At 60.6% G+C, this 21,665-nt stretch carries 23 protein-coding genes; 12 read left to right on the top strand and 11 right to left on the bottom strand.

Going from position 1 to position 21,665, the window contains the following annotated elements; translation table 11 throughout:
• Window positions 1–52: 52 nt before the first annotated feature.
• Window positions 53–199 (top strand): hypothetical protein, encoded by a 147-nt coding sequence (locus AC2FD8_RS01550; protein ID WP_496853628.1) that lies wholly within the window; start codon window positions 53–55, stop codon window positions 197–199.
• 1 nt (window position 200) lies between these two features.
• Here AC2FD8_RS01550 and truB read toward each other — a convergent pair whose 3' ends face one another.
• Genes truB through rbfA form a run of 3 tightly spaced genes read right to left on the bottom strand, consistent with a single transcriptional unit; the run spans window position 201 to window position 2,293 of the window.
• Window positions 201–1,106, bottom strand: coding sequence for a tRNA pseudouridine(55) synthase TruB (gene truB / locus AC2FD8_RS01545; protein WP_496853629.1), 906 nt, complete (start codon window positions 1,104–1,106; stop codon window positions 201–203).
• A gap of 60 nt (window positions 1,107–1,166) precedes the next feature.
• Window positions 1,167–1,901, bottom strand: a complete 735-nt coding sequence (locus AC2FD8_RS01540; protein ID WP_496853630.1) for a phosphodiester glycosidase family protein — start codon at window positions 1,899–1,901, stop codon at window positions 1,167–1,169.
• Complete coding sequence (rbfA, locus tag AC2FD8_RS01535; protein WP_496853631.1) at window positions 1,898–2,293, bottom strand: 30S ribosome-binding factor RbfA; 396 nt, start codon at window positions 2,291–2,293, stop codon at window positions 1,898–1,900. The genes AC2FD8_RS01540 and rbfA overlap by 4 nt, the downstream gene beginning before the upstream one ends.
• Before the next feature lie 89 nt (window positions 2,294–2,382).
• Between rbfA and dapB the strand changes: the two genes are divergently transcribed.
• A complete protein-coding gene (gene dapB, locus AC2FD8_RS01530; RefSeq protein ID WP_496853632.1) occupies window positions 2,383–3,192 on the top strand; it encodes a 4-hydroxy-tetrahydrodipicolinate reductase in 810 nt (269 codons plus the stop codon).
• A gap of 9 nt (window positions 3,193–3,201) precedes the next feature.
• On the opposite strand, the gene AC2FD8_RS01525 is transcribed toward dapB, so the two are convergent.
• The 4 genes from AC2FD8_RS01525 to tmpA form a co-directional block, all read right to left on the bottom strand.
• Window positions 3,202–3,570, bottom strand: coding sequence for a hypothetical protein (locus AC2FD8_RS01525; RefSeq protein ID WP_496853633.1), 369 nt, complete (start codon window positions 3,568–3,570; stop codon window positions 3,202–3,204).
• A gap of 223 nt (window positions 3,571–3,793) precedes the next feature.
• Window positions 3,794–4,462, bottom strand: a complete 669-nt coding sequence (locus tag AC2FD8_RS01520) for an ureidoglycolate lyase (RefSeq protein ID WP_496853634.1) — start codon at window positions 4,460–4,462, stop codon at window positions 3,794–3,796.
• Window positions 4,459–5,049 carry a (R)-1-hydroxy-2-trimethylaminoethylphosphonate oxygenase gene (tmpB, locus tag AC2FD8_RS01515; RefSeq protein WP_496853635.1) on the bottom strand — a complete coding sequence of 197 codons (591 nt, stop codon included), beginning with the start codon at window positions 5,047–5,049 and terminating at the stop codon, window positions 4,459–4,461. Before tmpB ends, AC2FD8_RS01520 begins: the two co-directional genes overlap by 4 nt.
• Window positions 5,046–6,182 carry a 2-trimethylaminoethylphosphonate dioxygenase gene (gene tmpA, locus AC2FD8_RS01510; protein WP_496853636.1) on the bottom strand — a complete coding sequence of 379 codons (1,137 nt, stop codon included), beginning with the start codon at window positions 6,180–6,182 and terminating at the stop codon, window positions 5,046–5,048. Before tmpA ends, tmpB begins: the two co-directional genes overlap by 4 nt.
• Before the next feature lie 100 nt (window positions 6,183–6,282).
• Between tmpA and AC2FD8_RS01505 the strand changes: the two genes are divergently transcribed.
• Window positions 6,283–7,137, top strand: coding sequence for a LysR family transcriptional regulator (locus AC2FD8_RS01505; RefSeq protein ID WP_496853637.1), 855 nt, complete (start codon window positions 6,283–6,285; stop codon window positions 7,135–7,137).
• A 4-nt stretch (window positions 7,138–7,141) separates the two neighbouring features.
• On the opposite strand, the gene AC2FD8_RS01500 is transcribed toward AC2FD8_RS01505, so the two are convergent.
• A complete protein-coding gene (locus AC2FD8_RS01500; RefSeq protein ID WP_496853638.1) occupies window positions 7,142–7,324 on the bottom strand; it encodes a DUF1674 domain-containing protein in 183 nt (60 codons plus the stop codon).
• Between the two features lie 90 nt (window positions 7,325–7,414).
• Here AC2FD8_RS01500 and AC2FD8_RS01495 point away from each other — a divergent pair, with 90 nt between their 5' ends.
• From AC2FD8_RS01495 to AC2FD8_RS01460, 8 genes are all read left to right on the top strand, one after another.
• On the top strand, window positions 7,415–8,671 hold the full coding sequence (locus tag AC2FD8_RS01495) for an RsmB/NOP family class I SAM-dependent RNA methyltransferase (protein WP_496853639.1): 1,257 nt from the start codon (window positions 7,415–7,417) through the stop codon (window positions 8,669–8,671).
• Window positions 8,672–8,761: 90 nt separating this feature from the next.
• Window positions 8,762–10,501, top strand: coding sequence for a heparinase II/III family protein (locus tag AC2FD8_RS01490; RefSeq protein WP_496853640.1), 1,740 nt, complete (start codon window positions 8,762–8,764; stop codon window positions 10,499–10,501).
• A gap of 22 nt (window positions 10,502–10,523) precedes the next feature.
• Entirely contained in the window at window positions 10,524–12,113 is a 1,590-nt protein-coding gene (gene purH / locus AC2FD8_RS01485) for a bifunctional phosphoribosylaminoimidazolecarboxamide formyltransferase/IMP cyclohydrolase (protein ID WP_496853641.1), read from the top strand.
• Complete coding sequence (gene lspA, locus AC2FD8_RS01480; protein WP_496853642.1) at window positions 12,113–12,583, top strand: signal peptidase II; 471 nt, start codon at window positions 12,113–12,115, stop codon at window positions 12,581–12,583. Before purH ends, lspA begins: the two co-directional genes overlap by 1 nt.
• 50 nt (window positions 12,584–12,633) lie before the next feature.
• Window positions 12,634–13,149, top strand: a complete 516-nt coding sequence (locus tag AC2FD8_RS01475; protein WP_496853643.1) for a DUF3035 domain-containing protein — start codon at window positions 12,634–12,636, stop codon at window positions 13,147–13,149.
• Window positions 13,150–13,231: 82 nt separating this feature from the next.
• Entirely contained in the window at window positions 13,232–14,572 is a 1,341-nt protein-coding gene (locus AC2FD8_RS01470; protein WP_496853644.1) for a M16 family metallopeptidase, read from the top strand.
• Complete coding sequence (locus AC2FD8_RS01465; protein ID WP_496853645.1) at window positions 14,569–15,873, top strand: M16 family metallopeptidase; 1,305 nt, start codon at window positions 14,569–14,571, stop codon at window positions 15,871–15,873. The genes AC2FD8_RS01470 and AC2FD8_RS01465 overlap by 4 nt, the downstream gene beginning before the upstream one ends.
• A gap of 208 nt (window positions 15,874–16,081) precedes the next feature.
• Window positions 16,082–16,246, top strand: a complete 165-nt coding sequence (locus tag AC2FD8_RS01460; RefSeq protein WP_496853646.1) for a hypothetical protein — start codon at window positions 16,082–16,084, stop codon at window positions 16,244–16,246.
• A 47-nt stretch (window positions 16,247–16,293) separates the two neighbouring features.
• Here the strand turns inward: AC2FD8_RS01460 and AC2FD8_RS01455 are convergent, their stop codons facing one another.
• The 3 genes from AC2FD8_RS01455 to deoC are packed head-to-tail and all read right to left on the bottom strand — an operon-like array spanning window position 16,294 to window position 20,508.
• Window positions 16,294–17,103, bottom strand: coding sequence for an SDR family oxidoreductase (locus AC2FD8_RS01455; protein ID WP_496853647.1), 810 nt, complete (start codon window positions 17,101–17,103; stop codon window positions 16,294–16,296).
• Between the two features lie 25 nt (window positions 17,104–17,128).
• Complete coding sequence (locus AC2FD8_RS01450; RefSeq protein WP_496853648.1) at window positions 17,129–19,462, bottom strand: aldehyde dehydrogenase family protein; 2,334 nt, start codon at window positions 19,460–19,462, stop codon at window positions 17,129–17,131.
• Between the two features lie 47 nt (window positions 19,463–19,509).
• Window positions 19,510–20,508, bottom strand: a complete 999-nt coding sequence (gene deoC / locus AC2FD8_RS01445; protein ID WP_496853649.1) for a deoxyribose-phosphate aldolase — start codon at window positions 20,506–20,508, stop codon at window positions 19,510–19,512.
• 202 nt (window positions 20,509–20,710) lie between these two features.
• On the opposite strand from deoC, the gene AC2FD8_RS01440 reads away from it, so the two are divergent.
• The gene (locus tag AC2FD8_RS01440) at window positions 20,711–21,664 is read left to right on the top strand and encodes a metal ABC transporter solute-binding protein, Zn/Mn family (protein ID WP_496853650.1); all 954 of its coding nucleotides are present in this window, start codon (window positions 20,711–20,713) and stop codon (window positions 21,662–21,664) included.
• Window position 21,665 lies beyond the last annotated feature (1 nt).

The following is a 21,665-nucleotide window of genomic DNA, read 5'->3' as shown; positions in this document are numbered from 1 at the left end:
TTCTTGTTTTGTGCTAGTTAGGTAGGAGGTAGTGATTCCATAGGAGACCGACATGCCAGTGAAAAAGCAATCAGGCAACAAGACTTCGACCTTGGCTTCAAAAGTGCTCTCGGGCAAAAAGAAGCCGACGCCAAGAGAGATAAGATCTTTGGCTGCTTCTGTACTGTCGCAAGACGAAACTAAAGGTAAGCGTAAGTAGTTCAGGTGACGAACACCCGGCTTGGGTGTAGCTCGCCGGATTTGTAGATGCCTACCGCCACGGCGTTACCGTCGAACGAGGCCCAGGCCTCATCGCCATATTCTACGTCCGAGGCCAGAACCATGCCCGGATTGCCGTTGCGCAGACGGGTGGCACCTTCGGGGGTGCATTTCAGCTCGGGCAGGTCCGAGAGGCCGGTTTCCAGCGGATGCAGGTAGTCGTCCAGCGCGGTGGTTTTGGCCATCTCGTCGATCTGTTCGATGGCTAGCCCATCCTCGGCCTCAAACGGGCCGGACCAGATGCGGCGCAACTCGCGGACATGGCCGTGGCAACCCAACACTTCACCCAGATCACGCGCGATCGAGCGGACATAGCCGCCTTTGCCGCAGGTCATCTCCAGCACCACGTGGTCTGCATCAGGGCGGTCAACAAGGATCAGTTCTTCGACCCAGAGGGGGCGGGCGGACAGCTCTACCTCTTCGCCATCACGGGCCAGCTTATAGGCGCGTTGCCCGTCGATCTTTACGGCCGAGAACTTGGGCGGCACCTGCATGATATCACCCAGAAACGGGGCGAGCGCCTGTTTGATTTCGTCATCCGTAGGGCGCGCATCGCTTTGCGCAATCACTTCGCCCTCGGCATCATCGGTGTTGGTGGCTTGTCCCAGACGCACGGTGAAAGTGTAGGCTTTCAGCGCATCGGTAATGTAGGGAACGGTTTTGGTCGCCTCACCCAAAGCCACGGCCAGAACGCCGGTTGCCTCAGGGTCCAGAGTACCCGCATGGCCCGCCTTCTTGGCGTCCATCGCCCAACGCACCTTGTTGACCACAGCCGTTGAGGTCATGCCCGCAGGCTTGTCCACCACCAGCCAACCGGAAATGTCGCGGCCCTTGCGTTTGCGTCCCATCTTGCACCTTGCCTTTTGCTAAGGCGCGCGAGTTAGCGGATCGTTTTGCCGCTGTCAAACTCAGGGCGCGTCTTCGACGACGCCGACGATTGGCCCCAGCGAGAACCCGATATCCGACCGGTTGCTGGCGCGCTCATACATGCGCGAGATATTTCCATCGAGGAACAGCGCATTCGGCGTCTCCAGCACGTCGCGGAACAACCTGCCGAATTCGTGGAAGGTCACGTAATCCTCAGAGATGGCAAAAACGGTGCGAGTGCCATCTGCACTGGTGCCCACGCCGTTGCGAATATAGCGCGAGGTCGAATCGGGCAGGAACCGGGGGTGCAGTTCGCCGTCGATCACCAGCATCGGGCCGGATTGGGTGGCAAAACGGCACTGCGGCGCCTGATCGACGAAGGAGAGCGTTTCGAACACGTCAGCGCGTCCCTCGCGAATGCAGAACACCCCGTTGGGCAGCAATCCGAAATTGCCGGGCCCGGCATTCGGGATCACACGCATCTTTTCCTGCCCGTCTTCGACATAGTGACCCACGGGCGAGCGGTCGTCGTGATACATGCCCGCATTCATCGCAAAGGCCAGCTGTTTGCCTTCCGGTGCGAGTGCGTCGTTGACGGAAGAGAAATGCCCAAGCAGATCGCCTTCGTCATCGTTCAGAAACAGGCGCAGGTCTTCCGAGGCATCGACCTCGCAGACCGTATACCGCTTGTCCTCATGGGTCAGCTTTTCACACGTGACCGCATGGGCCTGTGCAGCCCAGAGAACTGTGCCAAGTGTTGCGAATGCCCGGATCACTCGTCCAGATCGCGGCGCACCGCGTCCTGTTCGAACATGCGGCGGGTGTCGTCCAGCCGGTCGAACGTGTCATCCAGACGGAACCGCAGATCGGGTGAGAATTTCAGGTTCAGCTTCTTGCCGATCATGCGCCGCAGTTCACCCTTGTTGCGGGCGAGCAGGTCGATCACATTCTCTTGGCCTTTGCCGCCCAGCGGCAGCACATAGGCGGTGGCGATCTTCAGATCGGGCGAGGTGCGCACCTCACCCACGGTGATCGACATTCGGTTCAGGTCGGGGTCGTGGACATCTCCGCGCGCCAGAACCTCGGACAGGGTGCGGCGGATCAGTTCGCCGACACGCAATTGCCGTTGGGACGGGCCGGGGCCGTCGTGGAATTTGTTCTTTGCCATATCAGACGATCTAAGCCCAAATCCGGCCTTTGCCAAGCGGGCGTGAACCGGGTAGGAGGCTTTGAGCCGAATTGAGGAAGGACGCCGCCATGACCCATATCCCCGGGATCGTCATCACCGGAGCATCAGGCCGCATGGGCCAGATGCTGATCAAGACCGTTTCCGACAGCGATCAGGCGCGTCTGGTCGGTGTTGTTGAACGCGCGGGCCATGACTGGATTGGCCGCGATGTTGGCGAGGCGATGGGCGGTGCTGCCTTGGGGGTGACGGTCACCGATGATCCGCTGGAAGCATTTGCGCAGGCGCAGGCGGTGATCGATTTCACAGCGCCCGAAGCGACGTTGGAGTTTGCTGCGCTGGCCGCACAGGCGCGCTGTGTGCATGTAATAGGCACCACCGGCATGAGTGATGAGCAGATCGCCGCGCTTGAACCTGCCTCGCGCCATGCGGTGATCGTGCGGGCAGGCAACATGAGCCTTGGGGTCAATCTGCTGGTGCAATTGACGAAAAAGGTCGCGGCCGCGCTGGACGAAGATTTCGACATCGAGGTGATCGAAGGCCACCATCACCACAAGGTCGATGCCCCCTCGGGCACGGCGCTGATGCTGGGTGAGGCCGCTGCCGAAGGGCGAGGCGTCACGCTGTCGGATGTGGCCGACCGGGGCCGCGATGGCATCACGGGTGCCCGCAAGCGCGGCGATATCGGCTTCCACGCCATTCGCGGCGGAGACATCGTGGGCGAACATGACGTTCTGTTCGCCGCGCCGGGCGAACGCATCGTCCTGCGCCATCTGGCCACCGACCGCGCAATCTTTGCCCGCGGTGCGCTTAAGGCCGCACTTTGGGGGCAGGGTAAATCGCCCGGCCAGTATGACATGGTGGATGTGCTGGGTTTGTAGGTTTTTGGCTTAGAAATACGCGCGCACAAGAATATAGACGAAGAACATTGCGACCCAGAAAAGCGCAGCGATCAGCAATGAGGCGAAACCCAGGAAGAGAAAGATCGCCGTATTGCTGTTTGGGATGAGACGTATTGCATTGGGCCGATGCTGGTCATTTGAAATCTCGGTTGTGAAAAAGAGGTTTGATGCCCCATATGCGCTTAAAATCAGCCGCCTTCGTGATGGCGGACTGCCGCGTGTTCTGATGCAGTAGTCAATATACTCTTGCTTGAAGTTGAAGATCGGAAAGACAGATGTGAGGAAAATCGTGGCCAACCATGTGGTGAGCGTCATGATGAACATGAAGCCAAACATAGCCAATAGAAGTGTCAGCAATCCCAAATCCTCCTAAGGATGGATAGGATGTCAAACCAGCGAAACGCAACTATAGCATTTCGGGTTAGATCTGCGACACGAATACCCAGTCACACTTTGGATCGAGCTGGTCCGCGACGTCTTGCTCAGTTGCAATTGGGACTATAGTGGGCGTCGCCCCTCCTGAACGTTCAGATGTTCCAAAGAGGCGCAGGGAAAAAGCCCAGGTTACTGAGATCAGTCGTCAGAGGTCCTTGATCTTGTCCGCCCGCAGCGGGCAGGCCAGATAGACGCCAAATTCCTTGCCGATATCCGCGCTGACCCTTGCGTGAACTGCGCCCTGTCGGTCAAGAAAGCTCTGGTTGTCTTCGACCGGGAAAATCCCCTCATGCCAGATGCCGGGATGGATATAGAGGCCCTGTGACCCATCGCACCAGAAGGCCACCACCTTTTCCGGTGTCAGATTGTCTCCGGGCAGGGCGGCGGGGATGATGAAGGGCTTGTTGTCCAGTGGCCAGAACATCTGCCCGCCATCCGGGTGATAGTTCATGTGCCACAAAAGGACTTGATCGCGTGGTGCGCTCTGCCGCTCGACCTGTGCCTGCTGAGGATCAGTTGACCAACCCAGCACATAGTGGCCGCCCACGGCCTTATTCCGGCCATAGAGGACATCGCCTTTCCACTGCCCATGGAACGTGCCCTCGACCCAGCCGCCTTCGTCGCCGGTGTCTTCATCGATGGGCCGCCAGCCTTGTTGCGGCCAGCGGGTGATCTCGATCTCGAACCCCTCGGGGTCATCGACCAGACAGCCATAACCTTTGACTGATGCGTCCGTGGCGCGGATCAGGGGAACCTCTTGCCACGGCAGCGAGGGTTTGGTGCTGGCTTCGAAGATATATTCCGGGGCGTTCATGGCGTTTCCACATGCTTGTCGACCATACGCTGAACCATCGGGGCGAAATGTGCAAAGTCGGGGGTTTCCATATCCGCGCGCTTTCCGGCCTCGTCCAGATACCGGACCTGAATGATCTCTTTCAGGTTCGGGTTGGCCTCGAACGCGGTCACTTCCTCGGCGCTCATCGGGCCGCCCTGCAGTTCCAGCGTGTGGACCGAGGCGGCGGACAACCGGTTGAAATACTCGGGCTTTGTGGCGCAGAGATACCGTTTGGCAGCTACGTGGTAGCGGCAGCAATCGGTGATGATCGAGGGGAAGAACTGCTCTAGCACGTCTGCGCCTGCGTCTTCGTGATGACGGTCTTCGGTGTCATCCGGGTGATAAGTTCCGAATTCCGAGGTGAAATGGCCGATGTCATGCAGCAGGGCACCCACGATGATCTCTTCGGGCATGCCGTTCTGTTCGGCGATGGTGGCCCCTTGCAGCATGTGTTCGGCCATGGTCACGGGCTCGCCCAGATATTCCTCGCCACCACGGCGGTCGAAGATATCGCCGATGAAGGCCACGATGTTGTCGCGGTTCAGGGTCGTGAAATCGGGTTTCATTCCGCCGCCTCCGGTTGCGCCATGTCCATAGCGGCCAGGGTGGACAGCAGTCCGTCCTTGTCGGCGTAGCAGCCTTGCAGCCACCGCGATCCTGCGCCGGAATAGCCCAAGCGAGCGTGCAGCACGCGGGTGTTGTCGACGATGAAGCTCTCGCCCGGTTCAAGCTTGAACGACACCCCCATCGCAGGGTCGTCGATGATGTCCCCCAGCTGGCGGTAGGCGGCGTAATAGGCCTCCATCTTGTCAAAGGGCACATCAACAAACGGCGCGGAGGAGCGGTTGTTGAACCGGATGCCAATGATTTCGCCATCGGGTGACAGTTCGATCATCGGGCGGCGTGAGCGCAGGCAAACCCCGTCCGAGCCTTTGTATTCGAACCGCGCCGGATAGCCCGCCAGCAGGGCAAAGCCCTCGGGGTTTTGGTCGCGCAGCTTCTCGGCGGCGCGGAAACCGTCAACCACGATGGATTCGCCGCCCTCGGCGCTGTTTTCAAGGCAGTAGAGGATTTGCAGCGTCGGCACCGGGTCGCGATAAGGATTGTCGGTATGGGCCTGCAATCCCAACCCGGTATAGGCGAGGTTGGTCGGGTTCACCTCGGTCCGGACCTCGAAATAGGGGCCGTAGTTGGTCTCGCGCACATAGCCGAACAGGTCGGCCACCTTCAGCAGCGATTCGGGCTCGGTCGGGCCGCCCGTCAGTTTGGCAAAACCGTATTCGGCCACAGCCGCCAGCCAGTTGCGTTTGGCGCTGGGGGCAGCGTGAACCGCGTTCCAGTCGCCGCTGGGGGCTGCGATGCCGCTTTCCCAAGTCGTGATGCCGGGGGCGATGCGCCCGAACGGGGCGCTTTGATCGCGATCGTAGACGTGATCGGTCAACCATGCGGCGGGGAAGGTGACGGTTTTACCCTCGGGCTGGAAGGTGACGCTCAGATCTCCGTCGATTACCTCGGCCGCGCTGACCGAGGTGTTTTCGGGAATGTCGCCAATGGTGATCAGGCGCTGCCCGTTGCCCGGTGCGCGGGTGTCCGGATCAAGCGCGTTGTCGCGCAACCAGATGGCATGAAAACGGGCTGAGGTTCCGTCGGTGAATTCAACAGTCACAACTTTAGGGTCAAAGATGGCGGTGCGCAGCATGGGGTCTCTCCTGTTCAGCGCGGGCTTTGCTTGAAGGGGATACGCCCCTCGTGTCATTATCACAATTAATGCTTATTCCGTCTGAGGGTTGGATTTTCTAATGGCTAAGGAAAAGATCGGTTTGCCGCCTCTGGATTGGCTGCGGGTGTTCGAGGCCGCCGGTCGACTGGGCGGTTTCTCGGCCGCTGCGCGCGAGTTCGGTTTGACGCAAGCAGCGGTCAGCCAGCGGATTGGCAACCTTGAGGCATGGCTTGGGCGCACGCTTTTTGTACGCGAGGCGCGGGGCGTGTCGCTGACCATCGAAGGTGAAAGCTATCTGCCGCTGGTGCAGGACAGCCTGCAGGCACTGGAACGCAACACCGAAGACCTGTTCGGCAAATCCCCCCGAGAGCTGCGGGTCGCGGGGCTTTCCTCACATATCCACGCACTGGTTCTGCCAGCCTTGCCTGCCTTTCTGAAGACGCGCCCCAAGGTGCGGGTGATGACGGATTCGATGTCACGCAGAACGTCGCTGGAGGAAGAGAGGACATGGCTGCAAATCCGGTACGGTCGTGGTGTCTGGCCGGGGCGCAAGACCAAGCTGATCGCGCCCGAGGTGCTGGCCCCGATGGCTGCGCCGGATGTGTCATGGGGCGCGCCGATGGTTGATCTGCGGGGCGAGCGGCCCGGCTGGCAGGATTGGGCGAAAGGTGCCGGGATCAAGGACTTGCCGCAGGGTCGGATCAGCTTTGATTCCATCGGGCATGCGATGAAGGCCGCGGGGCAGGGATTGGGGGTTGTTCTGGGATCAGTGCCCCTCGCTGCTGAAAGCTTGCAGTCGGGGCGTTTGCGCAGGCTGGAGTTGCCAGAGCTGAAGACCAAGGATGGCTATTGGCTGACATGGCCCGAGGAGAGGGCCAAATCGAAAAAGCAGCGCGCGTTGTTGGATGATTTCCTGCAAGCGCTGCGGGGATGAACCATCAGAAATCGATGGCGATGCCCTTTTTCTCCCAATCGCCGTAGCGCGCTGGGTCCGGGCCATCACGTCCACCCAGCTCCTTCGGCATGTCTTTTGCCTCGGCCTCGGCCTTGCGGCGGCGCTCGGCGGCCTCAGTCAGTGCGCGCTGGGCTGCGGGCGGTAGATCTTTGGTATCGTCACTCATGACATCGGGTTCCTTTCCGGTCACGGTCTTGATATACGCCCCCGTCCGCCAAAAGCAATGCGGATCACAAGCACATCAAAAGGCGGTTCCATGTCCGACAATGCAACAGCGGCGCGACGCAGCGCGATCTATCTGCTGGATCAGATTTTGGGCGAAGGGCGGCTTTTGTCCGAATGTCTGGGCGCAGGCGCGTTGGACCGTTTGGCCCCGGAAGACCGGGCGCGGGCGCAGCGCCTGACGCTGGAAACCCTGCGCGGGCTCGAGCGCGCGGACCGGCTGCTTGACAATCACCTCAACCGCACCCCCGCGCTGACCGTCCACAATGCGTTGCGTCTGGGCGTGGTCGAGCTGTGCCACGGCGAGGCCGCGCATGGTGTGGTGAATTCCATGGTCGAAATTGTTGGCCGCTCGCGCAAGCATGGGCGTCTCAAGGGTTTGGTGAACGCCGTGCTGCGCAAAGTGGCCGCCGAAGGGCCAGACGCGTGGCCCAAGATGCGCGTGCCGCGTCTGCCGGACTGGTTGCGTGATCCGCTGGTCATGGCTTGGGGGGCAGAGGCTGTTGCAGGCATGGAGCAGGCACATTTCGCGGCTGCCCCACTGGATTTGACGGTCAAGCCGGGGGCGGATGCGCCGGGTCAGGCCCTACCGACCGGGTCAATGCGCGTGCAGGATGCGGGGCAGGTTTCGGCTTTGCCGGGCTATAACTCGGGCGATTGGTGGGTGCAGGATGCGGCGGCGGCGATGCCGGTGCGCGTGCTGGCCCCGCAGGCCGGTGAGAAAATCCTAGACCTCTGCGCTGCGCCGGGCGGCAAGACACTACAACTGGCCGCGGCTGGGGCCGAGGTGACGGCACTGGATATTTCGGAACAGCGGTTGGAGCGGGTGCGCGAAAACCTCACGCGCACCGGGTTGAAGGCAACTGTCATCGCAGGCGACGCGCTGGAACATCAGGGTCAATATGATGCGATCCTGCTGGACGCGCCCTGTTCGGCAACCGGTACGATCCGCCGCCACCCCGATCTGCCCTTTGCAAAGGACGGCTCGGAATTCGGCGGTTTGATCGAGTTGCAGACGCAGATGCTGGCCCATGCCTGGAGCCTGCTCAAGCCGGGCGGGCGGTTGGTCTATTGCACCTGCTCTTTGCTGCCTGACGAGGGCGAAGTGCAGATCGACGAGGCGCTGGACATGTACCCGGACATGACCGTGGATCGCGACGCGCTGACCCTCGACGGGGTCGAACCGGGCTGGATCACCGAGGAAGGCGGCCTGCGTCTGCGCCCCGATTATTGGCCGGATCGCGGCGGGATGGATGGATTCTACATCGCCTGTCTGAACAAATCCGCCTGAGCGCATGCTTTTCGATGACTTGACGATCGGCGCGGTCTATCGTTGGGTCTCAAGCGCCAGCAGAGCGCAAGAGGCAGAGTAACGAGCGTCATGTCAGATACGGACACCATGACCAGCCGATGGATGCGGTTTCAGAACCGTCTATATGCGCGCCTGAGCCAACGGCAAAAGGCGGTCACGGGGTTTGTCACGCAGCCCGAACCGCGCACCGTCGGGTCTTTTGCCCGTGGTCGTCAGCTGGTGGCGGGCAATCTGTTGTTCTCCGGATATCTCGTCGAGGCGCAGGATACTGGTCTGTGGGAGGTCACGGCCCCCAGTCTGGGCTTTGATGATGAGAGGCACGGCTTTGCCTGGCTGGATGATCTGGCAGCCGTCGGCGATATGCGGGGGCGAGACAAAGCGCAGCGCTGGGTCTGGGGCTGGATCGAGGCGCATGGGCGCGGACAAGGGCCGGGTTGGGTGCCCGATCTGACCGGACGGCGCGTCATGCGTTGGATCAACCATGCGTCCTTCTTATTGCGTGGCGCAGATGAGGCGCAGAGCAAACTGTTTTTCCGGTCGCTGGCGCAACAGACATGGTTTCTGTCGAAACGCGCCCATGCCGCAACGCCGGGTTTGCCAAGGTTCGAGGCACTGGCCGGTCTGGTTCAGGCTGGATTGGCCCTGCAGGGGCTGGAGGGGATGGCCGATCCCGCCCTGCGTGCGCTGGCGCGCGAATGCGAACGTCAGGTCGACAAACAGGGCGGAATTCCCACGCGCAACCCCGAAGAGCTGCTCGAGGTGTTTACGCTGCTTGGCTGGACCTCTGCCGCCCTCAGTGATCTTGGGCGCGGCACCCCGGTGGCGCAGGCCGCTGCGATCAAGCGGATCGCGCCCACCTTGCGTAGTTTGCGCCATGCGGATGGTGCCTTAGCCCGGTTCCATGGCGGCGGACGCGGGTTCGAAGGCCGGTTGGAACAGGCGCTGGCCCAAAGCGGGGTCAAGCACAAGGCGGCGACGGAATTGCCCATGGGTTTTGCCCGGCTCTCTGCCGCCCGCACGACGGTGATTGTGGATGCCAGCCCGCCGCCCGTTGGCGCAGCTTCGTTGAATGCGCATGCCTCGACCACGGCGTTCGAGCTGACCTCGGGCCGTCGTCCGCTGATCGTCAATTGTGGCTCTGGGGCCAGTTTCGGTCTGGATTGGCGTCGGGCGGGACGGGCCACGCCGTCTCATTCCACGCTCTGTCTGGATGGGTATTCCAGCGCGCGTCTCGCCAAACCTGCGACCGGCAGCGAGCGGCAGGCGCTGGTGGATGCGCCGCAAGATGTTCCCGTGGATTTCGAGGACGCGTTCGAGGGCATCCGCTTCATGGTCGGCCAAGATGGCTATACCAAGGTTTTCGGCCTGACCCACGCCCGCACATTCGAGCTGCGTTTTGACGGGCGCGAACTGACGGGCGAGGATATCCTGCTGACCACAAGCGACAAATCCAAGCGGCAGTTTGACAAGGCGATGGATGCCTCGGGCCTTGCAGGTGTCGGGTTCGACATCCGGTTCCACCTGCACCCGGATGTGGATGCGGCGTTGGATCTGGGCGGCTCGGCAGTGTCGATGGCCCTCAAAAGTGGTGAGATCTGGGTTTTCCGCCATGATGGCGTGGGAAAATTGTCCGTCGAGCCAAGCGTTTACCTTGAAAAAGGGCGTTTAAAGCCGCGCGCGACAAAACAGATCGTTCTATCTGGTCGCGCAATGGAGTATGCGACGCGCATCCAGTGGACGTTGAGCAAGGCGCAGGATACAGCCTATGCCGTGCGCGATCTTCACCGGGACGAACCCGAGTTTGACTGACGCCAAAAGGACCTTTGGACCCATGACCGACCTTCACCCCGTGCGCCGCGCGTTGCTTTCCGTTTCCGACAAGACCGGGCTGATCGAGCTGGGAAAGGCGCTGGTCGAGCGCGGGGTTGAGCTGCTGTCCACCGGCGGCACCGCAAAGGCTCTGCGCGATGCGGGGCTTGAGGTGAAAGACGTCAGCGAGATCACCGGTTTCCCCGAGATGATGGATGGTCGGGTCAAGACCCTACACCCGATGGTGCATGGCGGCCTATTGGCGCTGCGCGACAATGACAGCCACGTTGCGGCCATGGATGAGCATGGCATTGGCGCAATCGACCTGCTGGTCGTGAACCTCTACCCGTTCGAGGCGACCGTGGCCAAAGGCGCCGACTATGACACCTGCATCGAGAATATTGATATCGGCGGCCCGGCGATGATCCGCGCGGCCTCGAAGAACCATGCATTTGTCAACGTCGTTGTGGATGTGCAGGACTATGACGCACTTCTGGCGGAACTGGCAGCGAATGACGGTCAGACCTCTTACGCGTTCCGTCAGGGTCTGGCGCAGACGGCCTACGCCCGCACTGCCGCCTATGATGCGGCTGTGTCGAACTGGATGGCCGATGCGCTGGCCGCCAAGGCCCCGCGCCGCCGCGCCTTTGCCGGTGAACTGAAACAGACCCTGCGCTATGGCGAGAATAGCCACCAGCAGGCAGCGTTTTATACCGATGGCACGAACCGCCCCGGTGTGGCGACCGCCCTGCAGCATCAGGGCAAGGAACTGAGCTACAATAACATCAACGACACCGACGCCGCGTTCGAGCTGGTTGCCGAGTTCAACCCGGCCGACACTGCCGCCTGCGCGATCATCAAACACGCCAACCCCTGTGGTGTAGCGACCGGAGCAACTCTTCTGGACGCGTATAAATCGGCCTTCGATTGCGACCGGACCTCGGCCTTTGGTGGGATCGTCGCGTTGAACCAACCTTTGGACGCAGAAACTGCGCAGGAGATCACCGGCATCTTCACCGAGGTTGTCATTGCACCCGGTGCCTCGGATGAGGCCAAGGAGATCTTTGCCGCCAAGAAGAACCTGCGTCTGTTGACGACCGAGGGTCTGCCGGACGTAACTGCCGGTGGCAAAACCGTGCGTCAGGTGGCTGGTGGCCTTCTGGTCCAAGACAAGGATAACGGCTTTGTCGGCATGGATGACCTGAAAGTGGTCACCAAGAAAGCGCCGACCGACGAACAGATGCGCGACCTTCTGTTTGCATGGAAAGTCGCCAAGCACGTCAAATCCAACGCTATCGTCTACGTCAAGGACGGCGCGACCGTTGGGGTTGGCGCAGGCCAGATGAGCCGCGTCGACTCGGCCCTGATTGCGGCGAAGAAAGCCGAACGCATGGCAGACGCGCTGGGCTTGGCTGAACCGCTGACCATCGGCTCAGCCGTGGCCTCGGATGCGTTCTTCCCCTTCCCTGACGGCCTGATGGAAGCCGCCGAGGCCGGTGCCACTTGTGTGATCCAACCCGGCGGCTCGATGCGCGATGACGAAGTGATCGCGGCGGCGGATGAGGCCGGTCTGGCCATGGTCTTCACCGGCATGCGCCACTTCCGCCACTGATGCGCAGCCGTCTTCTGCTCTGGGCCGCAATCACGGCATTTCTGATCGACCAGATCAGCAAGTATCTGGTCGTTCACGTGATGCGCGTAGCCGAGGGCAATATCGAGGTGCTGCCACCGCTGCTGGTTTTCAAATACGGCGAGAATCGCGGGATAAACTTTGGCCTGTTTCAGGGGAACTCGGACGCTGCGCGGTGGGTTTTGATTGGTATTTCCGTTGCCGTCTGTATCGCGGTTGCGATCTGGCTGTGGCGGTCGGCCCCGACCAAGGTGATGCTGTTGAGTGGCGGTCTGCTGATCGGTGGCGCGCTGGGCAATGTGGTTGATCGGGTGCTGTACGGTTATGTACTGGATTTCCTGAACATGTCCTGTTGTGGCATCAACAATCCCTTCGTGTTCAATCTGGCTGATGTGTTCATCTTTGCCGGTGCCATCGGACTTGTGTTGTTCGATAGCAAAAAGCCCTCGTGACGCGCCCGATGAGATGCGTTAAAAGCACCTGAAACAGGTTGGAGACTCTGATGCGGTTGTCGCGCGCCCTACTTGCCATGATCCTTGTTGCAGCCGTTGCGGGTTGCAACAACCCCGGCCTGCGCGATCTTGACCCTCCCGGCAATGGACCGGATGAGTTCTCGGTGCTGCCGGTCAAACCCCTGACCCAGCCGCAGGATTATGCGTTTCTGCCGGCCCCCACGCCGGGCGGTGGTAACCTGACGGATCCGAACCCGAACGCAGATGCCGTGGTGGCCCTTGGCGGCAACGCGTCGGCGCTGAACCCGAATGCGGCGATTCCATCCTCGGATGCTGCGCTGGTGACAGCCTCAAGCCGCTATGGAGTGCCGGAAAACGCGCGCGCCGTGGTCGAAGCTGATGACGACGCCTTCCGCAAGCGCCGCGGTCGCTGGACCGGCCTGCGCCTGTTCCCGGTCGATCGTTATCAGCAGGTTTACGAACGTCAGTCGATCAATCCCTATGCCGAGACCGATGCAGCCCGTCGCGCAGGGGTCGAGACTCCGTCTTCACCTCCGAATGAATAATTCTTTAACTTTCTGTCATCTCCCTTGATCCCGGCGGGCGCCACCGTAGTTTGAGTTCTAGAAACGAAACGGAGGATGCCCCATGGTTCGGGCTTTGGCACTATCTGCCGCCCTGATTGCAGCCGCACCTGTCCTGGCCGAGGACGGCAAAGAGGCGGTCACGACCTTCACCTTGGACAACGGGATGGATGTCGTCGTGGTCGAGGATCATCGCGCGCCGGTCGTTCAGCACATGGTCTGGTATCGCGCCGGATCGGCAGATGAGCCCATTGGCTCATCCGGCGTGGCGCATTTCCTTGAACATTTGCTGTTCAAGGGCACCGATACTCTGGCACCGGGCGAGTTCTCGGCCACGGTTGCGGCCAATGGCGGCAATGACAATGCATTTACCTCCTATGACTACACAGCCTATTTTCAACGCGTCGCGGCCGACCGGTTGGAACTGATGATGCAGATGGAATCGGACCGGATGCGCAATATTCGCCTGTCCGAAGACGATATTGCCACCGAACGCGACGTGATTCTGGAAGAGCGTAACCAGCGCACCGACAACAGCCCGCGCGCGTTGTTTGGCGAGCAGATGAACGCGGCGCAGTACCTCAACCACCGCTACGGCGTCCCGATCATCGGCTGGCGGCATGAGATGGAGACGCTGGACATGGAGGATGCACTATCCTTCTACCAGATCCATTATTCCCCCAACAACGCCATCCTGGTGGTGACCGGAGATGTCGACCCGGACCAGGTTCGCAGCCTTGCCGATCAGTATTACGGCGTGATCCCAGCCAATCCGGATCTGCCGGAACGCGTCCGCTCGCAAGAACCTCCGCAAACGGCGGAACGTCGCCTGACCTACAAGGACCCGCGCGTCTCGCAGCCCTATGTGCAACGCAGCTACCTGGCCCCGGAACGCGATCCGGGCGCGCAAGAGAAAGCGGCAGCCCTGTTTCTGTTGGCTGAATTGCTTGGGGGCGGCACGACCTCGTATCTGAACGAGAAACTGCAATTCGAAGATCAAGTCGTTACCTATGCAGGCGCGTTCTACCGCGGGGTCTCACTGGACGATACCACCTTTGACCTGCTGGTGGTTCCGGCCGAAGGTGTTTCGCTGCAAGAGGCCGAGGATGCCATGGACCGGGTCGTGGCCGAGTTCATCGCCGAGGGCGTGAACGAAGAAGATCTTGATCGGATCAAGATGCAGCTGCGCGCGTCGCAGACCTATGCCCGTGACAATGTGGACGGCATCGGCAACCGCTACGGTCGCGCCCTGACCAGCGGATTGACGGTTGAGGATGTGCAAGCCTGGCCCGACGTCCTGCAAGCCGTAACAGGGGATGAGATCATCGCTGCGGCCCGCGAGGTTCTGCAACTGGAAAGCTCGGTCACCGGCTGGCTGATGAAGGATGACGAGGTGACCCAATGAAACGCATCTTCGCAACCCTCATCGCCTTTGTCATCGCGCTGCCCGCATGGGCTGAAATCGAGATTCAAGAGGTCACATCGCCCGGTGGTATCACCGCATGGCTGGTCGAGGACCCCTCGATCCCCTTCGCCGCGCTCGAACTGCGCTTTCGTGGCGGCACTTCGTTGGATGAGCCAGACAAACGCGGTGCGGTTTACCTGATGAGCGGTCTGATCGAAGAGGGCGCGGGTGATATGGATGCCCGCACCTATGCGCGCGAGCTGGAATCGCTGGCCGCCTCATTCACCTACAATGCCGGGGACGACACGGTTTCCATTTCCGCCCGTTTCCTGACTGAAAACCGGGACGAAGTGATTGATCTGCTGCGCACAACCCTGCTTGAGCCTCGTTTTGATGAAGATGCGGTGGAACGTGTGAAGGCGCAGATTCTGTCCGGCCTGCGCTCGGACCAGACCGATCCGAATGACATTGCGGGTCGCAGCTTTGCAGCCATGGCTTATGGCGATCATCCCTACGGGTCCGAGGGCAAAGGCACGCTTGAAACCGTGTCAGCCTTGACACGCGATGATGTAGTTACCGCCTATGACAGCGTATTTGCCAAGGATCGCCTTTATGTAGGCGCTGTCGGCGATATCACAGCCGAAGAACTGGGTGTCCTGCTGGATACCCTGCTGCTGGACCTGCCCGAGACTGGCAAACCGATCCCGGAAAAAGCCGAAGTTCAGATCGAGGGTGGCGTAAGCGTGGTCGAATTCGACACGCCGCAATCCGTGGCGCTGTTCTCGCAGAAAGGGATCGACCGTGATGATCCTGATTTCTTCGCGGCCTTTGTTCTGAACCACATCCTAGGCGGTGGCGGATTCGAAAGCCGCCTGATGCAGGAAGTGCGCGAAAAGCGCGGCCTGACCTACGGTGTCTATTCCTATCTGGCGCCCAAGGATCTGGCCTCGGTCTATCTGGGCTCGGTGTCTTCCTCGAATGACCGTATAGCCGAAGCCGTCGAGGTGATCCGCGACGAATGGGCCCGTGCGGCGTCCGAGGGCGTGACTCAGAAGGAGCTGGACGACGCCAAGACCTATCTGACAGGCGCCTATCCTCTGCGGTTTGATGGCAATGGGCGGATTGCCGGGATCATGGTCGGGATGCAAATGCAGGGTCTGCCGATCGACTATATCGCGACGCGCAACGACAAGGTGAATGCGGTGACGCTGGATGAGATCAATCGCGTGGCGTCCGAATTGCTGGACCCGGACGGCCTGCACTTCACAATCGTCGGAAAACCCGAAGGGGTGGACGGCTGACGCCGTCCCCCAACGCTGAGGGCAGGTACCTATTGATAGCAAGCGATGCCCCGCTTACCGGATCGGCAACTCTCCGCCTTAACCAACCGTTAACGCGTCTTGGCCATACTTTAGCCAGAAATGTCGAGAATTCTGTGTTAATCGGGATAAGAGAGGGGATTCCTTTGGTCCTCATCTCTTGTCACAGCTAGGGATGGATAGTGACGCTATGGTAGTTGCGATAATGGGATTGGGCACAGTTGCAGGGTTGCTGACCTTTGCGACAGCTCTGATTCTTGGCCAATCTCTGCTCAGCGCTTTTGCACTATACGTCGTGGCCGGTGTCCTGACTTCACTGCTGGTGGCCGCTGGGCTCTATTTCAGAAACTCGTAAGTGTGATGCGGCTCAAAACAAGGCCCAACGACTGAGTCTGTCAGATTTCAGCCCTTTTTCGCCGCGCGCAACATCTGACCCATCATCTGGCCAAACTTGCCCGAACCGCGCTGATACAAGGCTCCATCAACCGCCATGACCGTGCCGCTGATATAGCTGGCCATGTCAGAGCTGAGGAACAGGCACGCATTGGCCACGTCCTGCGGTTGGCCCCAACGCCCCAATGGAACGTCCTTGCGCAGCGCTTCGCCCGCATCGGGTGTTGGCGCAAGGCGTTTGGCCCCTTCGGTGCCCTCGATAAAACCAGGTACGACTGAGTTCACACGGATGCCTTCGACGCCCCATTCCATGGACAGGGTTCGGGTGATCTGATCAACGCCCGCCTTGGCCGCGCAGACATGCGCCTGCCCTTCGTAAGGCAGATAGGATTGCGGGGCCGAGATGTTGATGATGCTACCACCGGGACGCTTTAGATAGGGATAGGCCCCCTTTAAAACATGAACGGTGCCCATCAGATCAATGTCGACGACGGTTTTGAACGCATTGACCGACATCTCGGACATCAGCGCCGGGAAATTCCCAGCCGCACCTGACACCAGCACGTCGAAATCGCCAAACGCCTCATGGAACTGTTTCAACCCCGCCGCCACGGCGTCCGGATCGCGCACATCAAACGCCGCACCGATGGCCTCTGCCGCGCCTGCCGTTTTCAGCGCAGCGACCGTGTCATCCACTTTCTCTTGTGAACGGCTGGCAACGGCCAACCTCGCGCCCGAGGCTGCAAAAGCCTCGGCAATGCCCCGGTTAATACCGCTGGTGCCGCCAATGACGATGACGGTTTTGTTTGCAAAGTCCATGTGGGCCTCCCGTGATGCGGGGGCCCTACTCGCCGTAGGGCACCCAGATGTTTTTCACTTCGGTCGCAGCCTGAAGGAAGCGGCGGGAATGGTCCATGCTCCAGTCAAATGCCGTCGCGTTATTGACCCAGGTCCGTTTCAGGTTCCCGGCTGAGACAACCTCGATCTCCTTCGACAGATCCGTTGAAGAGAACGACCAGACCGCATCCACGTTCAGGTGCGAGGCCAGCGGTTTTGCAAGCTCCGTATGGCTGCCGGTCAGGATATTGACCACGCCTGCGGGCACGTCCGAGGTCTCGAGGATCTGATAGAAATCGGTGGCGGCCAGCGGATACGGTTCGGATGCGGCCAGAACCACCCGGTTCCCCATGGCAATCGCAGGCGCCATGGCCGAGACCAGACCCAGCAGCGGCGCCTCATCCGCGCAGAGCGCGCCGATCACCCCAACCGGTTCCTTCATCGCAATCGCGACGCCCCGGATCGGAACGCCATGCACCTGACCGTCGTATTTGTCGGCCCAGGCGGCTGCGGTGAACAGACGCTGGATCGACGCTTCGACCTCTTTCGCGCCGTCTTTCTTGCCGGTCATGGCGTCGATGCGCGCGGCAAACTCACCCGCACGGGCCGAGAGGTTCTCGCCGATATAGTACAGGATCTGTGCCCGCAGATGACCGGTGGTCTTGGACCAGCCTTTCGCGCCTGCTGCGGCTTCTACCGCGTTGCGGACGTCCTTGCGGTTGGCAAGGCCCACATGGCCCAAAAGACCTGACTTGCCCCAGACAGGCTTGGAATACCCGCCATCCGGCCGGGCCTGCTTGCCGCCCACATACATCTTGGCAGTGCGGTCGATGGGGTCGACCGAGGCACCTTCGCCTGTGGCTGCCTCGACCTTGGCCAGAGGCTTGGCCTTGCCCTTGGGCTTGGTGTAGGCGGTCAGCCCCTCCCATCCGCCTTCACGGCCAAAACCGCTCTCGCGCACTCCGCCGAACCCGGCGGCAGCGTCGAACAGATTGGTGGCGTTGACCCAGACCACGCCCGCGACCAGCTTGGGCGCGATATCCAGCGCAAGGTTCACATTCTCGGTCCAGACCGTCGCGGCAAGACCGTAGCGGGTGTTGTTGGCCAGTTCGACCGCCTCAGCCGGGGTGCGGAAGGTCGAGGACACCAGAACCGGGCCAAAGATCTCCTCCTGCATCAGCGGGTCCGAGGTCTCAAGCCCCGAGATCAGCGTCGGAGGGTAGTAACAGCCGTTTTCCGGCAGCTCACAAGCGGCGTGGTGAACATGGCCTGCGGTGTTGCTGTCGACCATGGATTTGATCGTCTGCAGTTGAACCGGGTCCACAACCGCGCCGACATCGATGCATTTGTCCAGCGGATCGCCAATGCGCAAGCCGTCCATCCGGGCGCGCAGCTTGTCGTGGAAGCGGTCGGCAATGCCCTCCTGCACCAGCAGACGGGACCCTGCACAGCAAACCTGCCCCTGATTGAACCAGATCGCGTCGACCAGACCTTCAATGGCTGAATCGATATCAGCGTCGTCGAACACGATATAGGCGGACTTGCCGCCCAGCTCCAAGGTCAGCTCTTTACCCGAGCCTGCCGTCGCCTCGCGAATACGCCGCCCCACAACAGTCGAGCCGGTAAAGGCGATCTTGTCCACATCCGCGTTCACGATCATCTCGCCCACAGCACCGTCACCGGTGACGATGTTTACCACGCCTTTCGGCAGCCCGGCCTGCGAGCAGATATCGGCAAACAGCAACGCGGTCAGCGAGGTATATTCGGCCGGTTTCAGAACCACCGTGTTCCCCATCGCCAGCGCGGGCGCGATCTTCCACGCCAGCATTAGCAGCGGAAAGTTCCACGGAATGATCTGCCCGCACACGCCCAAGGCCTCAGCATCGGGCAGTTCGCTTTCCATCAACTGCGCCATACCGGCATGGTAGTAGAAGTGGCGTTGCGCCAGAGGGATGTCGATGTCACGCGATTCACGGATCGGCTTGCCGTTATCCATGCTTTCCAGCACGGCGAACAAGCGCGCGTGTTTTTGCAACAGGCGCGCAATGGCATAGAGGTACCGTGCGCGACCCGCGCCGCCCAGACCGGCCCATTTCGGTTGCGCTTTGCGGGCAGCGGCAACGGCGGCATCCACGTCAGCCTGCTTGGCCTGTGTCAGCTTGGCCAATACCTCTCCGGTCGCCGGGTTGCGACTATCAAATCCTTTGCCTGGTTTGGTAAAGGCCCCATCGACATAGTGTCCGAACGTGTCGCCCTGATCGACCAGCCAGGCCAGCGCCTCAGATGCGCTTTCGGGGGCAGGGCCGTAGTCCATGGTCTCGAAGATTTCTTTGACTGTCATGACTTCATCTTTTCCCAAATACTCATTGTCCTGTGGTTGCCACAGGCTCAACCGAGTGAATGTCGGTAGCCGGCGGAATACGCGCCCGTCACATAATGTTCCAACTGCCGTTCGATATCGCCCAGCAGCGACGACGCGCCAAAACGGAACAGGTCCGGTTCCAGCCAGCGATCGCCCAGCTCATCCTTGATCAGTGACAGATAGACCAGCGCGTCCTTGGCTTTCGAGATTCCACCCGCAGGTTTGTACCCAACACGGTATCCGGTGCGATCATAGTAGTCGCGGATCGCGCGGATCATCACCAGAGACACAGGCAGGGTGGCGTTGACGCTTTCCTTTCCGGTCGAGGTCTTGATGAAATCAGCCCCCGCCATCATGCAGACCAGCGAGGCGCGGGCGACATTGCGCAGGCTGCCCAATTCTCCAGTCGCCAGAATGGCTTTGACATGGGCATCTCCACACGCCACCCGGAACGCCTTCATTTCATCATACAAAGCCTGCCAGTCCCCCGACAGCACATGACGGCGCGAGATGACGATGTCGATTTCTTCTGCTCCGGCTTTTACGCTTTCTTCGATCTCTGCCACGCGCAGGTGGAACGGCGACAGGCCAGCCGGAAACCCGGTGGAGACGGCGGCCACCGGTATCCCAGTGCCTTTCAAAGCGGCAACGGCGGTCTCGATCATGTCGTGATAAACACAAACCGCGCCGGTGGTGATTGCGGGCATATCCAGCGCTTGCAAAGTTGCAGGCGCAACCGGTTGGCGCGCCTTGGCGCACAAACGGCGCACGCGTCCCACCGTGTCGTCACCCGATAGGGTGGTCAGGTCGATCATCGTGATCGCCTTCAGCAGCCACGCGGCCTGATAGTCTTTCTTTACCGACCGCCGCCCCGGCAGGGTCGCCGCCCGGCGTTCGATGGCCGAGGTATTGGCCTGCACTGCGCGGACCCAATCAAGATCAAGATCCATGCCGGGGTTTCTGGGTTCAGTGACTTGCGGCAGATGCGCGGTGCGCACGGGGCTGTCTGAGCGCTGCGGTTCCATTCTCACATCCTTTGGGAGGTTCGCGCCAAAATCGCACGGCTTGGCGATAAATGGAAGGCGACAGAGCGGTCTTGTGATATTTTTTTGACCATTTGGACAAATAAATCTGGATTTTGTTGCGACTAATTCGCAATAGCATTGACTTAGTTGCGAATGGTTCTCATATTCAGTCGTAACAGAGGCCGAATTCCGGAGACCAACCATGATTCGTCGCAGTTTCCTTGCTGCTTTAGCGATCGCTGCCGCCATGCCGCTTGCTGCATGGGCGCAGGCACCGCTGAAAGTCGTGGCGACGACGGGCATGATTGCCGACGCCGTGCGACAGGTCGGCGGCGATCAGGTTGAGGTAAAAGGCCTCATGGGACCCGGCGTTGATCCACATGCCTATCGTCAGACCCGCAGTGACATCGTCGCCATGACCCGTGCTGATCTGGTGCTGTGGCACGGGCTATATCTGGAAGCGCAGATGCAGCATTTCTTCGAAGACCTCGGCCGCAAGCAGACCGTTGTTGCCGTGGCCGAAAGCGTCGATAAATCCAAGCTGCGCGCGCATGATGACTATGCCGACAAATATGACCCGCATATCTGGATGAGTCCAAACCTGTGGGCTGATGTGGTCACCAAGGTCCAAGAGACACTAACCGAAGCCCGCCCCGAAGCTGCCGAGATTTTTGCCGCAAACACAAAAGCGCATCTGGCCGAGTTGGATGCCCTGTCAGCATATGCAGAACAGACCCTGACCGAAGTGCCCGAAGACAGCCGCGTGCTGCTGACCGCCCATGACGCCTTTGGCTATTTCGGTGCGGCCTATGGCTATGAGGTAATGGGCGTGCAGGGCATCTCGACCCAGTCCGAGGCTGGTTTGAACCGGATCGGAGAGCTGGTCGACACTCTGGTCGACCGTCAGTTGACCGCCGTGTTCGTGGAAAGCTCGGTCTCGGATCGCTCGATGCGCGCGCTGATCGAAGGGGCTGCGGCCAAGGGGCACGAGGTCTCGATCGGCGGGGAACTGTATTCTGATGCCATGGGTGAGCCGGGCACTTATGAAGGCACCTATACCGGCATGCTCGATCATAATATCACCGTGATCGCAGGCGCTTTGGGGGCGGATGTTCCCGATCAGGGTCTGAACGGCAAATTGTCTGCGGGGTTTTGAG

It is taken from the genome of Ruegeria sp. YTSC192 (genome assembly GCF_059609705.1).
This window is presented reverse-complemented; position numbering and strand designations above follow the sequence as displayed.